Annotated in this window: 11 protein-coding genes and 1 tRNA gene; 6 read left to right on the top strand and 6 right to left on the bottom strand. The window is 59.1% G+C overall.

Going from position 1 to position 16476, the window contains the following annotated elements; all coding sequences use genetic code 11:
• Both devC and NW835_RS04450 read left to right on the top strand, forming a co-directional pair.
• On the top strand, positions 1-855 hold an 855-nt coding region (devC, locus tag NW835_RS04455), incomplete at its 5' end, for an ABC transporter permease DevC (RefSeq protein ID WP_414414615.1).
• A gap of 196 nt (positions 856-1051) precedes the next feature.
• Positions 1052-1789: a DevA family ABC transporter ATP-binding protein gene (locus NW835_RS04450; protein ID WP_414385734.1), complete on the top strand. Its 738-nt coding sequence runs from the start codon at positions 1052-1054 to the stop codon at positions 1787-1789.
• On the opposite strand, the gene NW835_RS04445 is transcribed toward NW835_RS04450, so the two are convergent.
• Both NW835_RS04445 and alaS read right to left on the bottom strand, forming a co-directional pair.
• On the bottom strand, positions 1786-2760 hold the full coding sequence (locus NW835_RS04445) for a GDP-L-fucose synthase family protein (protein ID WP_414371885.1): 975 nt from the start codon (positions 2758-2760) through the stop codon (positions 1786-1788). The two genes, NW835_RS04450 and NW835_RS04445, sit on opposite strands and share 4 nt — an antisense overlap.
• Before the next feature lie 55 nt (positions 2761-2815).
• Positions 2816-5485 (bottom strand): alanine--tRNA ligase, encoded by a 2670-nt coding sequence (gene alaS / locus NW835_RS04440; protein ID WP_414414628.1) that lies wholly within the window; start codon positions 5483-5485, stop codon positions 2816-2818.
• A gap of 287 nt (positions 5486-5772) precedes the next feature.
• Here alaS and NW835_RS04435 point away from each other — a divergent pair, with 287 nt between their 5' ends.
• A complete protein-coding gene (locus tag NW835_RS04435) occupies positions 5773-7428 on the top strand; it encodes a protein kinase domain-containing protein (RefSeq protein ID WP_414363977.1) in 1656 nt (551 codons plus the stop codon).
• An 18-nt stretch (positions 7429-7446) separates the two neighbouring features.
• On the opposite strand, the gene NW835_RS04430 is transcribed toward NW835_RS04435, so the two are convergent.
• The gene (locus NW835_RS04430; RefSeq protein ID WP_414363979.1) at positions 7447-7938 is read right to left on the bottom strand and encodes a hypothetical protein; all 492 of its coding nucleotides are present in this window, start codon (positions 7936-7938) and stop codon (positions 7447-7449) included.
• Positions 7939-7987: 49 nt separating this feature from the next.
• On the opposite strand from NW835_RS04430, the gene NW835_RS04425 reads away from it, so the two are divergent.
• Both NW835_RS04425 and NW835_RS04420 read left to right on the top strand, forming a co-directional pair.
• Positions 7988-8061, top strand: a tRNA-Asp gene (locus NW835_RS04425).
• An 83-nt stretch (positions 8062-8144) separates the two neighbouring features.
• Entirely contained in the window at positions 8145-9206 is a 1062-nt protein-coding gene (locus NW835_RS04420) for a histidinol-phosphate transaminase (RefSeq protein WP_414377007.1), read from the top strand.
• 23 nt (positions 9207-9229) lie between these two features.
• Here the strand turns inward: NW835_RS04420 and NW835_RS04415 are convergent, their stop codons facing one another.
• A complete protein-coding gene (locus tag NW835_RS04415; RefSeq protein ID WP_414414614.1) occupies positions 9230-13354 on the bottom strand; it encodes a hypothetical protein in 4125 nt (1374 codons plus the stop codon).
• Between the two features lie 509 nt (positions 13355-13863).
• Here NW835_RS04415 and NW835_RS04410 point away from each other — a divergent pair.
• Complete coding sequence (locus NW835_RS04410) at positions 13864-14337, top strand: Hsp20/alpha crystallin family protein (RefSeq protein ID WP_414414613.1); 474 nt, start codon at positions 13864-13866, stop codon at positions 14335-14337.
• Positions 14338-14383: 46 nt separating this feature from the next.
• Here NW835_RS04410 and NW835_RS04405 read toward each other — a convergent pair whose 3' ends face one another.
• Positions 14384-15166: an S-adenosyl-l-methionine hydroxide adenosyltransferase family protein gene (locus tag NW835_RS04405; protein ID WP_414385747.1), complete on the bottom strand. Its 783-nt coding sequence runs from the start codon at positions 15164-15166 to the stop codon at positions 14384-14386.
• 465 nt (positions 15167-15631) lie between these two features.
• Entirely contained in the window at positions 15632-16384 is a 753-nt protein-coding gene (locus tag NW835_RS04400) for a response regulator transcription factor (protein ID WP_414366077.1), read from the bottom strand.
• Positions 16385-16476 lie beyond the last annotated feature (92 nt).

The following is a 16476-nucleotide window of genomic DNA, read 5'->3' as shown; positions in this document are numbered from 1 at the left end:
AAAAACCCCCAGACCCGCCGCACCCGCAGCATCTTTGTGGTGGGGGTGGATCCCTCTGCCGACCTGCTGGAGTTGCCGGAGCTGACCCCCGACAAGTTGGAGGAGATCAAGAAGGCGGACGTGGTGCTCTTCGACCGCCGCTCCCGCAGCGAGTTTGGCCCCATCCCGGAATGGTTTGAGTCCGGTCGAGAGGTCTTTACCGAGGTGGGGAACCGCCGCGTCCAGGTGGGGGGTCTGTTTGAGATGGGGGCTACCTTTGGCGCCGACGGCACCATCCTCACCAGCGACCTCAACTTCCTGCGCATTTTTCCCCAGCGGGAGCGCGGCCTCGTGGATATCGGTGTGGTGCAACTGCAGCCGGGGGTGGATCCCCAGCCGTTGGTGCAGCAGATGCGGGCCTTCCTGCCGGAGGATGTGCGGGTGCTGTCGCGGGCAGAGTTTATCGATATGGAGCAAAGCTACTGGGAGGAGGGCACGGCCATCGGCTTTATTTTCGGCCTGGGGGTGGCCATGGGTTTCATCGTCGGCATTGTGATTGTCTATCAGATCCTCTATACCGATGTGTCGGATCACCTGGCAGAATATGCCACCCTTAAGGCCATGGGCTACACGGATACTTACTTGCTGGGGGTGGTGTTTCAAGAAGCTATTTTGCTGGCCGGTCTGGGATATATTCCCGCTTTTGCTCTGGCGGTTTTGCTCTACGATTTGACGGCCAATGCCACGTTGCTGCCAATTGCCATGACCTTCAGCCGGGCGGTGCTGGTGCTGCTCCTGACGGTGAGCATGTGCTTTATCTCAGGGGCCATTGCCGTGCGGCGGCTGCGGGCAGCCGATCCCGCCGATATTTTCTAACTAAAGTTTTGGCAAGGCGTTGCATGGGGGAGGGGGGGAATGGATTGTTGAATGGCTTGAACTCAACTGCCCAAAAGCTTCTGGGATCCCTTTAAAGGCCTTCGGCCAAAGGTTTCTGGAGGGTTCAATCGCGGCAGTTCCCACGATGGCCCACGATAAGTTGTCAACCCAAGTTGTTTGAGATTTTGAGTTCCCTATGCTGCCTTTCCTTCTCGATCAAGCCGCCCTCGCCTCCACCCAAAATGCCGTTGAGCCGGTGGTCAAAGCCGAAGGGGTGAACCACTACTTTGGCGAGGGGTCCCTGCGCAAGCAAGTGCTTTTTGACATCAACTTCGTTTTGCAGCCGGGGGAGATCGTGTTGTTGACCGGCCCCTCCGGCTCCGGCAAGACCACGCTGCTCACGCTCCTGGGGGCTTTGCGCTCGGTGCAGGAGGGCAGCTTGCGGGTGTTGGGGCAGGAGCTGCGGGGCGCCCAGCCCAACACCCTCATCCAGATCCGCCGCCAGGTGGGGTACATCTTCCAGGCCCACAACCTGCTGCGCTCCCTGACGGCAGCTCAAAATGTGCGTATGGCTCTGGAGCTGCACAACGGCCTTTCCGCCCAGGAAGCCCAAGAGCGGGCGGAAGCGATGCTGGCGGCGGTGGGTCTCGAGGATCGCGTCCACTACTACCCCGAACAACTTTCGGGTGGGCAGAAGCAGCGGGTGGCCATTGCGCGGGCCCTGGTCAGCCACCCCAAACTGGTGCTGGCCGACGAGCCGACGGCAGCCCTGGACAGCAAGTCGGGCCGCGAGGTGGTGACCCTGATGGAGAAGTTGGCGCGGGAGCAGGGTTGCACCATCCTGATGGTGACCCACGACAACCGCATCCTCGACATCGCCGACCGGGTGCTGCACATGGAGGATGGACGACTGGAGAGCCAGCCCCTTGCCTAGTTTGCCCCGTTGGAGGCGTGGCGGCGGTACCAGTCGATGGTGCGCTGCAGCCCCTCCCGCAGCCCCACCTTGGCCACAAAACCAATCCTCTCACGGGCTTTGGAGACGTCCAGGCAGCGGCGCGGCTGGCCGTTGGGCTTGTCCGTTTGCCAGCGGATCTCGCCGCGAAACTCCATCAGCTCGCAGATGAGGGCAATGAGATCCCGAATGGAGATCTCCTCTCCGGTGCCCAGGTTCAGGGGCTCGGAGCTGTTGTAGAGCTGGGTGGCCAGGAGAATGCCGCGGGCGGCATCTTCGGCGTAGAAAAACTCGCGGGTGGGGCTGCCATCTCCCCACACCTCCACGTAGTTCTGGCCCCGCTGTTGGGCTTCATGCACCTTGCGGATCAAGGCCGGGATCACGTGGGAAGTTTCGAGATCGAAGTTGTCCATGGGGCCGTAGAGGTTCACCGGCAGGAGGTAGATGCCGTTGAAGCCATATTGCTGCCGGTAGGCCTGCAGTTGCACCAGCAGGGCTTTCTTGGCGATGCCGTAGGGGGCGTTGGTCTCCTCCGGGTAGCCATTCCAGAGATCCTCTTCCTTGAAGGGGACGGGGGTGAACTTGGGATAAGCGCAAATGGTGCCCACGCAGACAAACTTCTCCACCCCAGCTAGATAGGCGGCGTGGATGAGCTGGGATCCCATGATCAGGTTGTCGTAGAAGAGCTCCGCCGGCTTGGCCTGGTTGAGGCCGATGCCGCCCACATGGGCCGCCAAATGGATGACGATATCTTGCCCCTGCACCACCTCTTGGCAGACTTCCCAGCGGCGCAGGTCGTGGGTGCGGGAGCGCGGGATCCGCACCTGCTCCGGCTTCACCCCCAGCACTTGCAACTGCTGCAGCACATGTTTGCCCAAAAAGCCACTCCCTCCGGTGAGCAAAATGCGCTTTTGGCTAAGGTCGATGGCAGTAGACAAGCTGTTGGGCATCATGGTGAGTGCGGAAAATCCCAGGCTTCCATTATGGGGCAGGGGGGCTGCTCCTCTTCTAACTGCTCGAGCTTGCAGGTTTCTGCGCTCCCTTTTCCAGCTCTGCCCGCAGCCGCTCCTGGGCCGCCTGTAGGGCTTGCGCCAGTTTCTCGGGCTGCTTGCCACCCGCCTGGGCCAAGTTGGGCCGCCCACCCCCACCGCCACCTGTGAGTTTGGCAATCTCGCCGATAAAGGAGCCCGCCTTGAGGCCAAGTTGCTGCACCGCCGGGCTAAAGGCGGCCACCAGGCTGACCTTGCCGGCTTCCGGCACCGATCCCAGCACCACTGCCCCTTCCCCTAGCCGCTGCAGCAGGTGCTCGGCGGCGGTTTTAAGCGCCTCAGGAGGAGTGGATCCCAATTCCGCCACCAAGATCCTGAGGTTCCCAACCGATACTGCCTGGGGCAAGAGCTGCTCTGCCTGGAGCAGGGCCAGCTGGCTGCGGGCCTCCTCAAGCGCCTTCTGGGCAGCCTTCAGCTCCGCCTGTAAAGCCGCTACCCGCTCTGGGATCTCCTGCGGCTTGGCCTTGAATTGGGCGCTCAGCTCCCGCACGACGCTATCCCGCTCGTTTAGGTATTCCAGCACCGCCGGCCCGGCTACAGCCTCGATGCGGCGGATCCCGGCGGCTACCCCACTCTCGGAGATGATCTTGAACAGGCCGATCTCGGCAGTGTTGCTGACGTGGGTGCCGCCACAAAGCTCCATCGACACCCCCGGAAAGTCAACCACGCGCACCTCGGCACCGTATTTTTCCCCAAACATGGCCACCGCCCCTCTGGCTTTGGCCTCTGCCAGGGGCAGAATGGCTACCTGAGCCGGATGGGCCTCAGCAATCCAGGTGTTGACCAGATCCTCAACCTGCTGCAGCTCTTCGGGGGTAAGGGGACGCGACAGGGTAAAGTCAAAGCGCAGCCGGTCAAAGGCCACCAGGGATCCCGCCTGGCTGATGGAGGGATCGACCACTTTCTTAAGGGCTGCCTGCAAGAGGTGGGTGGCTGTGTGGTGGGCCTGGGCGCGCCGCCGACAGGCCAGGTCAATCTGGGCCTGCACGGGATCCCCCACCCGCAGGATCCCCCGCTCCACCCGGCCAAAGTGGACAAACAGATCCCCCCGCTTTTGCACATCCTCCACCCGTACCAACACTCCGTCCCCGGCCAGGTAGCCGCGATCGCCAATTTGCCCCCCGGACTCCGCATAAAAAGGCGTGCGATCCAAAACCACCTGCACCACCTGCCCCGCCTCTACCTGAGGCACCGACTTCCCTTCCACCAGGAGCGCCTCCACCACGCCGCGGGCAGAGGACTGGTTGTAGCCGAGAAACTCCGTCTCGATTAAAAACTCAGCCAGCTCGTCCAGGGATCCCTGGGCCATGACGTCGAGGGTTTGGTGAGCGGCGCGGGCCCGCTGCCGCTGTTTTTCCATCTCTTGCTCAAAGCCCTGGACATCCACGCTAAAGCCGTGCTCCTGGGCAATTTCCTGAGTCAGCTCCAACGGGAAGCCGTAGGTGTCAAAGAGCTTGAAGGCGTCGACACCGGAGATCTGCTTTGGCGCGCCAGTGGCGGTGACGTTGGCAAACAGATCAAACAGCAGCCGCTCCCCCCGCTCCAGAGTCTTGAGAAACTGCTCCTCTTCCCGCTGCAGCTCGGCTTTGATCACCGCCTCCCGCTCCCGCACCTCGGGATAGGCCGCCTCCGCCAACTGGATGGCCGTCTCCACCACTGGCCAGGTAAAGGGCTCGCCGATCCCCAAGAGGCGCCCGTGGCGCACCATCCGCCGGATCAAGCGCCGCAGCACGTAGCCCCGATCCACATTGGAGGGGATTACCCCGTCGGCAATCAGATGCATCACCGCCCGCGCGTGATCCCCAATAACCTTGAGGGAGACTTTCTGCTCGGGGCTGGCCCGGAAGTAGTCCACCTGAGCGATCTCAGCCGCCTTCTGCACAATGGGGAAGATCAAATCTGTCTCATAGTTGTTGGGGACTCCCTGCAACACCTGAGCCAGCCGCTCCAGCCCCAGGCCAGTGTCGATGTTTTGCTTGGCCAAGGGAGTGAGGCGGCCCTCGCTGTCCCGGTTGAGCTCCATGAACACCAGATTGTAGATCTCCAGAAAGCGGGAGTCGTCCCCTAGGTCAATCTGCTCATCCCCTAGCTCCGGCTTGAAGTCGTAGTAGATCTCGGAGCAAGGGCCACAGGGGCCGGTGGGGCCGGCAGCCCAGAAGTTGTCCTCCTCCCCCATGCGCCGGATGCGGTGGGGCGGGATCCCAATCTCATTGCGCCAGAGGGCAAAGGCCTCCTCATCTTCTCGAAAGACGCTCACCACCAGGCGCTCCGGCGGCAGGCCAAACACCTCCGTCACCAGCTCCCAGGCCCAGGTGATGGCCTCTTTTTTGAAGTAGTCGCCGAAGCTGAAGTTGCCCAGCATCTCAAAAAAGGTGTGGTGGCGAGCCGTCCGTCCCACGTTCTCGATGTCGTTGGTGCGTACGCATTTCTGGGCAGTCGTGACCCGTGGGTACTCCGGATCCCGATGCCCCAGGAAGATGGGCTTGAAGGGTAGCATGCCGGCGATGGTCAGCAGCACCGTGGGATCCTCCGGCACCAAGGAGGCGCTGGGCAGTACCTGGTGGCCCCGCTGGGCGTAGAAGTCCAGAAAAGCCTGCCGGATGGCGGCACCGGAGAAGGATGGAGACATGGTCAAGGCGAAGAATAACTGTATTGATAATTCTAGGTTTTTTGCCGCTGGGGCAGTTGAACTCTTGAGGTCTGGATTTTGTCGGCACCGCCCGCCAAAGCAGAAAAATCTAAGCGATTTCTCCGATTGAGCCCGCGTGGGCAAACGCTAGGATCAGCCTGTTGGAGCCAGATGTGCAAGATTTTTCTCCCCTTGGTCTAGGCTAGATGTATCTCTGGCAACGCGCTTGCCCGCCCATCAGCCTCGTCTCGGTTACCTAGCCGTCAGTCGGTAGCGCTTGGAGGGGTATGCCCACCTGCTATTGTCTCAATCCTGACTGTCTGCAGCCAGAAAATCCACCGGATGCCTCCACCTGTGCCTCCTGTGGCCAGCCGCTGCTGGTGCGCAATCGCTACCGGGCCTTCAAGCGTCTGGGGCAGGGGGGATTTGGCGCCACCTTCTTGGCCCGCGATGAGGACATGCCCTCCAAGCCCTGGCGGGTGATCAAGCAGTTGCGCCCGGCTGAAAATTCGCCCCAACTGGCCAGGCTGGCGGAGGAACTGTTTAACCGCGAGGCTGAGGTGTTGGAGCGCCTGGGGGAGCATTCGCAAATCCCCAAGCTCTACGCCCACTTCCAAGAAGGCGGCCAATTCTACTTGGTGCAGGAGTTTATCGAGGGGATCACGCTTTCTCAGGAGATGCGGCGCAATGGGCCTTTCTCCGAAGAACAAGCCCGGCAAGTGATGCAGGAGGTGCTGCTGATCCTCAACTATGTCCACAGCCAGAACACCGTCCACCGCGATATCAAGCCGGCTAACCTGATTCGCCGCAAAGAAGATGGCCGCCTGGTGCTAATCGACTTTGGGGCGGTGAAGCAGCTTGGGCCGGGCCACAAGTCGTCGGAGGAGGGAACGGCGATTCGCTCCCTGGGCTTTTCTCCGCCGGAGCAGATGGCTGGCCAGGCGGTGGGCCCCGCCAGCGATCTCTACGCGCTGGCCGCCACTTGCATCAATTTGATGACTCTGGAGTCGCCGGCCAAGTTTTACGACCACAACACCGGCCAATGGGATTGGTCGGATCGCCTGCAGCTCAGCCCTGAGTTCGACGCCATTTTGCGCCGCATGCTGCAGCCGGCCATCAGCCAGCGCTTTGCCACGGCTACCGAGGTGCTGCGGGCTCTGCAAGGGATCCCGGTGCAGGAGGGCCCCCTTTCCTCGCCGGTTCTCTTGCCCAGTTCTCCGTTGACTGCCGATTCCAGCCCGTTGCTGATCTCCGACCAGTGGGCCAAACGCCGTTCAACCGCTCTCCCCCTGGCCCGAACAGATGGGTTCTCGCCTGCGCCGCTCCCTCGGTCCGGTGCGGGAGGCATGCTGCCCGTGGGAGCGGTTCCCACCGGTTTTACCCAACTGGGCCAAGCCAGCCGCATCACTGGCAGCGGGCAGATCAAGCCAGCCACCCCGCCGCGGATCCCGTCTTTGGCGGGGGCGGATCTGCGGGGCAAGTCTTTCGCCAACCAGAACTTAGCCGGTTATGACTTGCGCTGCGCCGATCTGCGGGGGGCCGATTTTTCGGGGGCCAATCTGCAGGGAGCCGATCTGCGCGGGATCCGCTTCAACACACCGCAACCCCGCTGGCTGCGCTTTTTGAGCCGGCTCCTCGGCTCGGCCAAGACCCTGGGAGGGATCCTAGCAGGCCTGGGAGGGCTCTTGGGAGCTGGGAGCCTGGCGTTTTTGCTCGTCCACCTCACCACGCGCAATGTGGTTTATGCCTTGGGAGCGGCTGGGATTGCTTTGGTGGTAGCCGGGTCGGTGCTCTGGTCTGCAGGCGGCAGGACTTCCCTGCCACGCCAAGCTGAAGAAAAAGGCAAGCGCTTCACCAGCTTTTACAAAGCGGATCTGCGAGGGGCGCAGATGGATAGGAAGCTGCGGGAGTTCGCCCGCCGCCAGGGTGCCATCGTGAGCTAGAGCGGATCCGTTCCCGCCTTAGGCTATGGGAGGAAGCCCGCTGCGGATAGCCTGGCTCACCTGCTCCGCCAGAGGCCGGCAGGCTACGGCTTTCCCTTGCCGCCGATCCCCCGCCTGGTCGTAAAAAACAATGCCTTCGGCGCGGGAAAGGCCCAGGGCCAAAAAGAGCAGCTCCAAAACCCCAAAGGAGGTGGCCTCCAAGTCCGGCGCTTGCTCCCGCAGTTCCGCCAGCGTGGCTTGGGCATCTTCCAGGTGGCCAAAGGCCGGGATCCACAGCTGGCCGATGGGTTCGAATCCTGGGGGGGACTCCGTCCCGGCGGATCTTTCTACCACCCGCACCGTCAGCCAGCCGCCATCGGGGTAGCGCAAGGTGGTGTACTGCAGGTGATCCAGGTGTTGGGCCACCTGGGTGAGCACCTCTGCGACCTGTTGCATCGCCGCTGTCGGGATCCCGTTCTGCGGGGCCTCCTCTACCAGCGTTGCGGCCTGGGCCGCCAGACTAGATACCATGATTGACAACCATCCTTACTTAGGTTCAAAATGGGTATTCGCAGCTCCTGGGGCTGTAGTTCAATTGGTTAGAGCACCGCCCTGTCACGGCGGAAGTTGCGGGTTCGAGCCCCGTCAGCCCCGTACCTGTTAGGAACACTGTAGCCTACATCGGCAAGCAGGTCAGCACTGCTATCATAGGTACCTTGCTCCGTTAGGGTAGGGAGATGTGTGCCTTGCGGTATCTGCGCCCGGATTTGCTTCACCTCAAGTCCTATGATGCCGTGCCGCCCCAAGCTGCCGACAAGTTGGATGCCAACGAGTTTCCCTGGGATTGGCCGGCGGGCTTCAAGCAGAAACTCTCCCTCCTCTGGGAAAAAGGGATCCCGAGCAACCGCTACCCCGATGCTCATCACCGGGGCCTCAAGCAGGCCATTGCCGCCTATGCCGGGGCAGATCCTGCCCAGATTAGCCTGGGCAACGGCTCCGACGAGCTAATCCGATCCCTATTCATTGCCACCTGCCTGGGCGGAAGGGGTGGCATTCTGGTGCCAGAGCCTACCTTTTCTATGTACGCCATCCTGGCTCAGAGCCTGGGGATCCCAGTGGTGCGGGTGCCCCGCCACCCTGAGACGTTTGCCCTGGATCTGGAGCGGTGTCAACAGGCGATAGCGGAGCAGCAGGTGCGGGTGGTGTGTTTGGTGGATCCCAATTCGCCCACCGGCAATGGCCTGAGCACCGCCGAGTGGGAGTGGGTGGAAGGGTTGCCCGCCGAGATTTTGGTGATCCTCGATGAGGCCTATTTCGAGTTCAGCCAACACACGGCCCTGCCCAAGCTGGCGGAGCACCCCAACTGGGTTATCTTGCGCACCTTCTCCAAAGCCTTTCGCCTGGCAGCTCACCGGGTGGGCTATGCCATCGGCCATCCGCAGCTCGTCCAGGTGCTGGATGCCATCCGCCTGCCCTACAATCTCTCGGCCATCTCCCAGTGGGCCGTTCAGATTGCCCTGGAACATGCCGAGGAGTTTTTGGCCGACCTACCCCTTATCCGTCAGGAACGGGAAGCCCTCTACCAAGCCCTGCAGGAGCTGCCGGGGGTGCGGGTGTGGCCTAGCCAGGCCAATTTTCTCTACTTCCGGGTGGCAGGATGGGATCCCCAGGATCTGCAGCGGGCCTGGCAAGAGCTGGGAACTTGTGTGCGCTGTACCGGCGGCGGGCTGCGCCTAACGGTGGGCACCCCTGAAGAAAACCAACGCGCCCTGGAGCGCCTGCAGCAGATCTTGCGGTAGGTGGCTCTACCTACAACTCCTGCTCAACCTGGGCCGAGAAATCGCTGGATCAGGCCATAAACTTGCTGGAGCTGCCTCTCGTTGAGCCGCTTCAGTTCTTCGCGGATTGCCACTTGCAGTCTTTGAGCTTCAGTTTGCTCCCGCTGCAGCAGCCAACTCTGAACAGGGCTGGGGTGCTCCACGAAGTCGTGTAGCCAGGGATCCCGTTCCTCCAGCTCAGGCTCTGCCTGGGGCAGTTGCTCACGCCAGCGCTCTTGCGCGCGGCTAAACTCCTCTGCCAAAAGATCGGTCGGTCGTCCCTCCGCCTGCAGAGAATCTCGATACTTCTTGTGAACCAAAAGCCAGCGCTGCCGAATCTGAGAGCGTTGCCATCTTGGGATTCTACCGATTCCGTTTTCAGCAAAGCGCTCATAAAACCTGAGCGCGTCTCGGTAGCGGCCCAGTCGCTCATAGGCCAGGCCCACCTCCAGCGGTTGCAGCCACCAAGCGTGCTCCCCGCGCACACTGCTTACCACTTCCTGCAGAAAATCCCGCAGTCCAGGGAGCTTCCACCTCAGCTCATCCCAGTTGGTTGCCATGTCTCGAGCCATGCTGGCCACCAACTCGTAGTCATGTCCGCGCTGCCACGCCTGTGGGTGGGCCTGAACCACTTCCCAAAGCCTGCCCCACTCGCGGCGCCGGATCAGGATTCGCAGCAGCAGCGGCCACTCTTTCAAGCGCTCCAGGCTGAGGATGACATCGTTGATGTACTCCTCCCACTCGCCCGCGAGGGGACGTCCCGCCTCCTGCCATTTGCTCACCACTGCTGCGTCCTGCCGGTCTTTGGATAGCCACCTCACCTGGCCAGGCGACTTCTCCAATTGGATCTTGGCCCGGTAGTAGTAGGAATGCTCCGTTTGGCCACCTTGATCCCAAATGGCAACTGCCTCCTCAAGTTTCTGTTGCTGGAAATAACAGATGCCGAGAATTTTGTGATATTGCCCTGCGAACGGCTGCCGCTGGCCAAGAAAGGCCAAACGCTCCCTCAAGGCCTCAAGGGTCTCTTGCCAAAAAAGTTCACGGTCCTCCAGCTTAGAACGAAAAGTCTCTAGATTATCGAAAACTTGCTCCAGCTCCACCAAAAACTTCTCCACACAAACCTTCCAGGTGGGATCCGAATGCTTCGGGCTGACCTCAACGCTCAACCAATCTCGCACTCGAACTATCTGTCGAAAGCGCTCCATGGACTTGGCAGAGCTGTTTTGGGTTACCACCATCAAATCCACCAGAGGACTGTAGTCGGGGATCTCGGAGCACCTGGCAAAGTGAGTGGGACGATGCTGCTGTAACTCTAACCAAGCTTTTGCCTTCCAAAAGCACTCCCAGGCTTCCCGGATGAGATGTCTATTGGGTAGGGCGGATCTTTCCAGGCTTAAAAACTGACGACCTGCAGGAACGTAATCCCTCTGCAGCTTGAGGATCCAAGCTTGGCATTCCTGTTCTAATTTCTGGTTGCCTGCCTGCCGAGCAAAGGCGCGTGCATCTTCCAAGAGCTCAGGATTTCCCTCCTCTACCCCTCGCCTAAGAAACCCAAGAGCCAAGTCCAGGACATCCTGTAAGTTTTTATCCGTCCAGTATTGGATGCCGGTGCCTGGAGCGAAGCCCGCCAGTACAGGTGGATGGGTTTGCCATTGGGATCGATCAGGCTGCAAATGAGAGTGATTGAGCCAAAAGTCAATCTCCAAGGCAGGATCCCAAAAATCCCGCCAGCCAACTGCAGTATCCACAACAGCTAAGGCTTCGATGGGGCGGGTAATACCAACGTATAGCTGGTTGAGAAAATAATGTAGCTGTAGGGATACTTTCTCTGCAGGTTCTTGAGCATAGTGGTTAAGCCTTCTGCTAAAGTTTTGTCGATAGTAGTCGCCAAACTTGTAGAGAATAATCTTTTTGAACTCCATGCCCTTGACAGCGGTAACAGTCTGCAGCAGCGCCGGCTTGAGATTTTGCTCCAGCTCTTCGGCAAAAACTCTCTGGAGTTCGGGATCTTGGCGCACGTAGTCCAGCTCCTCTCCTATGGGACAAGGCAGGATGCAAACTGTACCCGTGCTGTTCCTGAGCATACTCCTCAGCTCATGTTGAGTTAAGTTCTTGTCCTGGCCATCCAGCACAAACTTTTGAGCTGGCCTACCTGGTTCCTGAAAACGCCAAGGCTGCTGTGGATAAATCCCCCGATCATTGCTAAGAACTCGCCGCCACAGGTTAACCAGGTTGCTAAAACGAGTGATCTGAGGGCTACAGCGGTAGTTATTTTTTAACTCTCGGGGACTTGGAATCTCGAGAGAATGACTCGGCAACAAGTAAGCATGGATATGCTTGTAGAGATGGCTCCTTAGAGCATCCCAACGAAATCCTGTAGGATTGATCGTTTGCAGGGGATCCCCAGCAAAAGCATAAGGTAAACGCTCGATAGCCCAATCCAGCTTATATTTTCCCCAAGGTGACAAGCAGAAAACAATATTCAGCTCAAGCTGGGTAAAGTCTTGAACCTCATCACAGAAAATGACCGGATGAATTGATCTAAGACAACCATTCTGTAGGACATCTCTAGCCAAATCTTGATCGTCCCAGTAGCCTTCGTAGGTAGTTCGTTCCTGATAACCTCGCCAAACTTGCTTGTATATTCGATCAAAGACTTCTACATCTACAGTGCGGTCAGCTTGAGGCAATTCCCGATAGCAATCTGGATCCAAGTAGTCGCTTACTTCATAGCCCTTGATCAGAGTGCGAATCGTATGCCAAGCTAACTCTATATCGCTGCGGCCGCGGTACCAGCTCCGAAATCGATAAAAATTGACATATCGCTCCAGTTGATAGCGTTCTTGTCTCTCCGGCGGAAGACAGCTCAACAGGTAGTCCTGGAAGGTGCTAAAGAAAGCTTGACATCGCCCAATTTCCTCTTCTGAGAAGTCACTGCCTCTCTCTCGGTAACGATGGTTGACCCGCAAAATTGTACTTACCTTGCTGCGGGCTTGCTGTACTAGACTCGGGCTGTAGGTTAAAAAGAGAGGATGGTACTGAAAGTTTCCTTTGCTTGAATTCTTCAGGTAATGGCTGCAGTAATCAGCAAAACGGTAATACAACATCAGAGATTTGCCGCTTCCAGCTCGCCCGTTGATCAGTAGAGGCATAGAGGTGCTTTGGAGAATTTCTTCTTCCTCCATCGATAAAGCTAAGTTCCCCTCTGTAGTTTCCTGGATTTCCAGCCAGACGTTTTCATCTGCAACCATGTAATCGGGGTAGGCGCGGCGGGCATATCGCTTCCAAATCTCTAAAGATTGTGGGTGTTGGAGAATATCCGGCCGATCGGCCCCCATCCCAAATAGGCAAGTTTGGCGCCCTAGGTCAAACCGCTCTCTCTGCTCCGGAGCGTGGTCGTAAACCCCAATTAAAAATGGAGATAAGACTCTTTCCTGCTCACATACCTGCACCAGGCTGATAGCCAGATGTATCGAGCCTTCCCGCCAGCATCTAACCTCAGCTCCTGGATAAAACAGTGGTAGTTCCTGGTAGAGATTACCTTTCTCATCGCTAATGAATTGCTCTACCGCCCGATACACTTGGCGCCGCTGTTCTAGAGAAAGGGCTTGCACTTGCCGAACCCATTCCCCGCTTTCCAACACCAGTCGCTCCTGGCGGTTGGGAGTATTTAAAAACTGTGTCCAATCGTACAGTTCACTGGGGAGAGGGAGGAGCTGGTTTTGCCGCGCTTCCTCTTGTTCATTTTCCGCTTGCCTTTGTGCCAGCCAGGCCTGTAGCTGATCGTCAGGCACCCAGTTCCTCACCCGCTCTTGATAGCCGGGATCCTGCCGCCGCTCCAGGAACTCTCGGTACTCGTGGCTGCCTCTCCCCCAAAGGCCAAACAAGACCAAAACCGGCACCTCTCCCAGATAGCGCAGATCACCCACCAAGCGAACATTGCGCCGGAGGTTGCGCTTCCAGTAGGGGTAGCGAACGTCGAACAACCGGCTTAAAAGGGTGCGATCCCCCTGCGATAGCCGTTCTATCAGCTCCTCGAGGTTGTATGGCGCTCCTGCCTCCAAAACTTCTTCTAGACAATACACGTACATGGGATCCCACTGCTCAAGCTGTCCTGGTTTGAAGGCCATCTTAGAGGCGACCTGCCTTGCCTGTCAGCTCTCTCTCAAAACTTGCTACCAAACTGAGAGACTAACCAAATAACTTCAATTGAAGCTAGGGTTAGAATTTTAAGCTTTGATAAAGTGTGCTGAACTGGTGGGCAAATTAGAGAATCCAAGCTGTTACCGCGCGGCCCTAACGCCCATTCCTCTGTCAAGCTGTCTGGCAGCATCCCCAGCAGAAGCCGATCGAACTGGCAGAGAAAAGGTTGCGACAGGGATCCCGCTGGCTCTAGATGAGGTTGTCCAAAGCAAACTTTGGAGAAAGGTGATGGGATCCTCCCCTAGCTGGATCGGTTTGCCCTCCCTGCTGGCAACAGCGGTCTTGGATCATTGAAGCAGAATTGGGTTTGGATCCCATCTCGTCTCAATACAGCTTTTTCCAACGTGGGGGAGTTCTGTAGAACGGTGGGATCCGGTTGTTATCCCTGTTGACCTGTTTTTCAAGAATTGTCCACCCTACTACCCAAGGAGCGGCTATGGAATTGGTTTACTTCACCCCCATCCTCGATGTGCGCGTGCAGCGAAGCACCCTTGACTTCCCGAAGCAGCAGAGCTCTGGAGAGCGCCCTCGCACTTTCTTCCCCACACCATTACAGGTTTGGGAGAGCGGCGAGGCCTACACTGTCCAGCTCTGGGTGCCCGGCGCCGATCGCGAGCGCTTCCACATCGAGGCCACAGCCCAGCAGCTCTCCATTAGCGGTGAAATCCAGCTTCAAGGCCCTGAAGGTGCTGAATTACGCTACCAAGAGGTGGAGCCTCAGCCTTTTCAACGCATCCTCAAGCTAGCCAAAAGCATTCAGCCGGAAAAAGTCTCGGCCATCTACCGGGATGGCATTCTCACCCTCACCCTGCCCAAGGCCGATGCCGTGCAGGCAGTCAAAGTTCAGATAGGAACCTCAACTTCCGCAGCTCCGTCGGAAACTTTAACGGTGGAAAGCCAGCCTGCCTAGTCTCCCTTCTCCCCAAGCAAGAGGGGGCAGGGGTGAGGGAGTTCGCCTAGCTACCCCACTGCACGCGCACCTCGTCCCCTACTTTGAAATCCAAGGTGCGGCTGGCGTTGCCTCGGTTTTGCACAATCTCCACCAAGCCGGAGCTGCCCACCAGGGCAAGCAGCTCGCCCTCACTTCCCTCGGCAAAGGTGGCAGCGGAGCGGATGGTGATCCCCTTGATCCAAGCTCTCCAGTTGCGGCCCTCCACCCAGTTGCCGGGGAGAGTGGTGATGCCGTTGCCGAAGCGGTCGATGGCCTGGATCACGCCGCGGCCGCCGTCGGGCTCTGCCTGAGGTGGTGGCCAGTCCCAGCGAACCAGCTCGGCCACCTCCAAGGGATCCCCCAACTCTGCCAAAGGGATCCCGTTGGCCAGGTGGGCGGCCACCGGGGCAAAAATATCCCGCCCGTGAAAGGTACGGCTGGGAGAAGGAGTGCGCCAGTAGCGGGGTCGGTTGAGTTCCACAGCAGCCAGAGGTGGGGATTGCTCCAAAACGCCGCTGAAGAGGCCATTGTCAGGGCCGACCAAATAGCCTCCTTGGGTTTGGACGGCCACCGCCCTTCGGCTGCTCCCCACCCCCGGATCTACCACCGCCAGGTGAATGGTTCCAGAAGGTAAATGGGGATAGGCCGTCATCAGGGCAAAACGGGCCGCTGCCACATCCTGGGGCGGGATCTCGTGGCTGAGGTCGATCAGTTGGGCTTGGGGCGCGATTCCCCAGATCACCCCTTTCACGATGCCTACGTAGGGATCTTCGAGGCCAAAATCCGTCAGTAGGCTAATGAAAGGCATATACTGTCTCAACGTCATGAACTACCTCACCGCATGGGCAGACGGGTTTCCCCATCTGGGCAAGGCTTTTGTCTCTTCCTCCGCCCCAGTTGCTTCATTGTTCGCGGCAGCGGGACGGAGTCCATCCCGTATACCGAGTCTCCGTTTGCAAAGCGTGGCGCTAGCCATCGTAGAGCTGCAGCATCCAAGACGCACGAGGCGGGTTCCCAGCCCCGGGTGCTGATTAGGTGCAACGTTGTACATAACCATCACCGCCCCCCTGTCCCTCTCTATCGCAAAACCCCAGGCAGAACAGACAGGATAGCGATTGCTCAACCAACATCAGGGATCCTCCCAGTCAGCAGCAGTTGAGGTAGGCAGCGCCCTCAGGAGTTACCTTGCAAGACGGGAAGGCCGGCGCTGTACCTGCCTCCCTCCCCTCGTATACGGGGGGGGAGTCGGAGGGGGGTCAGGGCCGGGAGGAGGTCAGTTGGAGGATTCCTTTGCCAGTTGCGGCTGCAGCGGCTGCGGCTCGGCAATGTTGGGCAGCTCCAGACAGTAGCCCGCCCCGTAGACAGTTTTGATGTACTGGGGGTGGCGCGGATCTGGCTCCAGCTTGGTGCGCAGATGGCGGATGTGGACGCGGATGGTCTCGATGTCATCGTCAGGCTCGTAGCCCCACACTTCCTGCAGGATTTCGCTGGGGGAGACTGTCTGGCCGTGCCGCTGCATCAGGCAGTGGAGCAGGTCAAACTCCAGGTGGGTGAGCTTAATGGTCTTGCCAAACCACACCGCCTCGAAGCGCTCTGGCACCAGGGTGAGGGGGCCATAGGTGAGGATCTCGCCGTGTTTGGCCGTCTGCGGAATCCGATCGGCACGTCGCAACAGGGCCCGCACCCGCACCAGCAGTTCCTGCACCTCAAAGGGTTTGGTCAGGTAGTCGTCGGCGCCGGCATTGAAGCCCTCGATCTTGTCTTGGGTTTGACCAAGGGCAGTGAGCATCAGGATCGGGATCTCGCTGGTGCGCTCCTCCCGCCGCAGCCGCTGACAAACCGTCAGGCCATCCACCTGGGGTAGCATCAGGTCGAGGATGATTAGATCGGGGAGAACTTGCAGGGCCAGCGCCTGTCCGCGCACCCCATCCGTGGCCTTTACGACCTCATAGCCCGCCAACTCCAGATTGATGCGCAGGATATCCAGAATCGAAGGGTCGTCCTCAATGATGAGTATGCGAGCCATAGCCGGTTGCAGCCCACACTGCGGATAAAACGTTTTGTTAAATCAGCTACAGCCTGTTAAGGAATCAAGGGGTACAGTAGCAACACTTAGCA

Origin of the sequence: Synechococcus sp. OH2, from assembly GCF_047462155.1 — a bacterium.
Classification (GTDB): Bacteria; Cyanobacteriota; Cyanobacteriia; order Thermostichales; family Thermostichaceae; genus Thermostichus.
The sequence above is the reverse complement of the archived record's forward strand: the minus strand, read 5'-3'. Positions and strand labels throughout refer to the sequence as shown.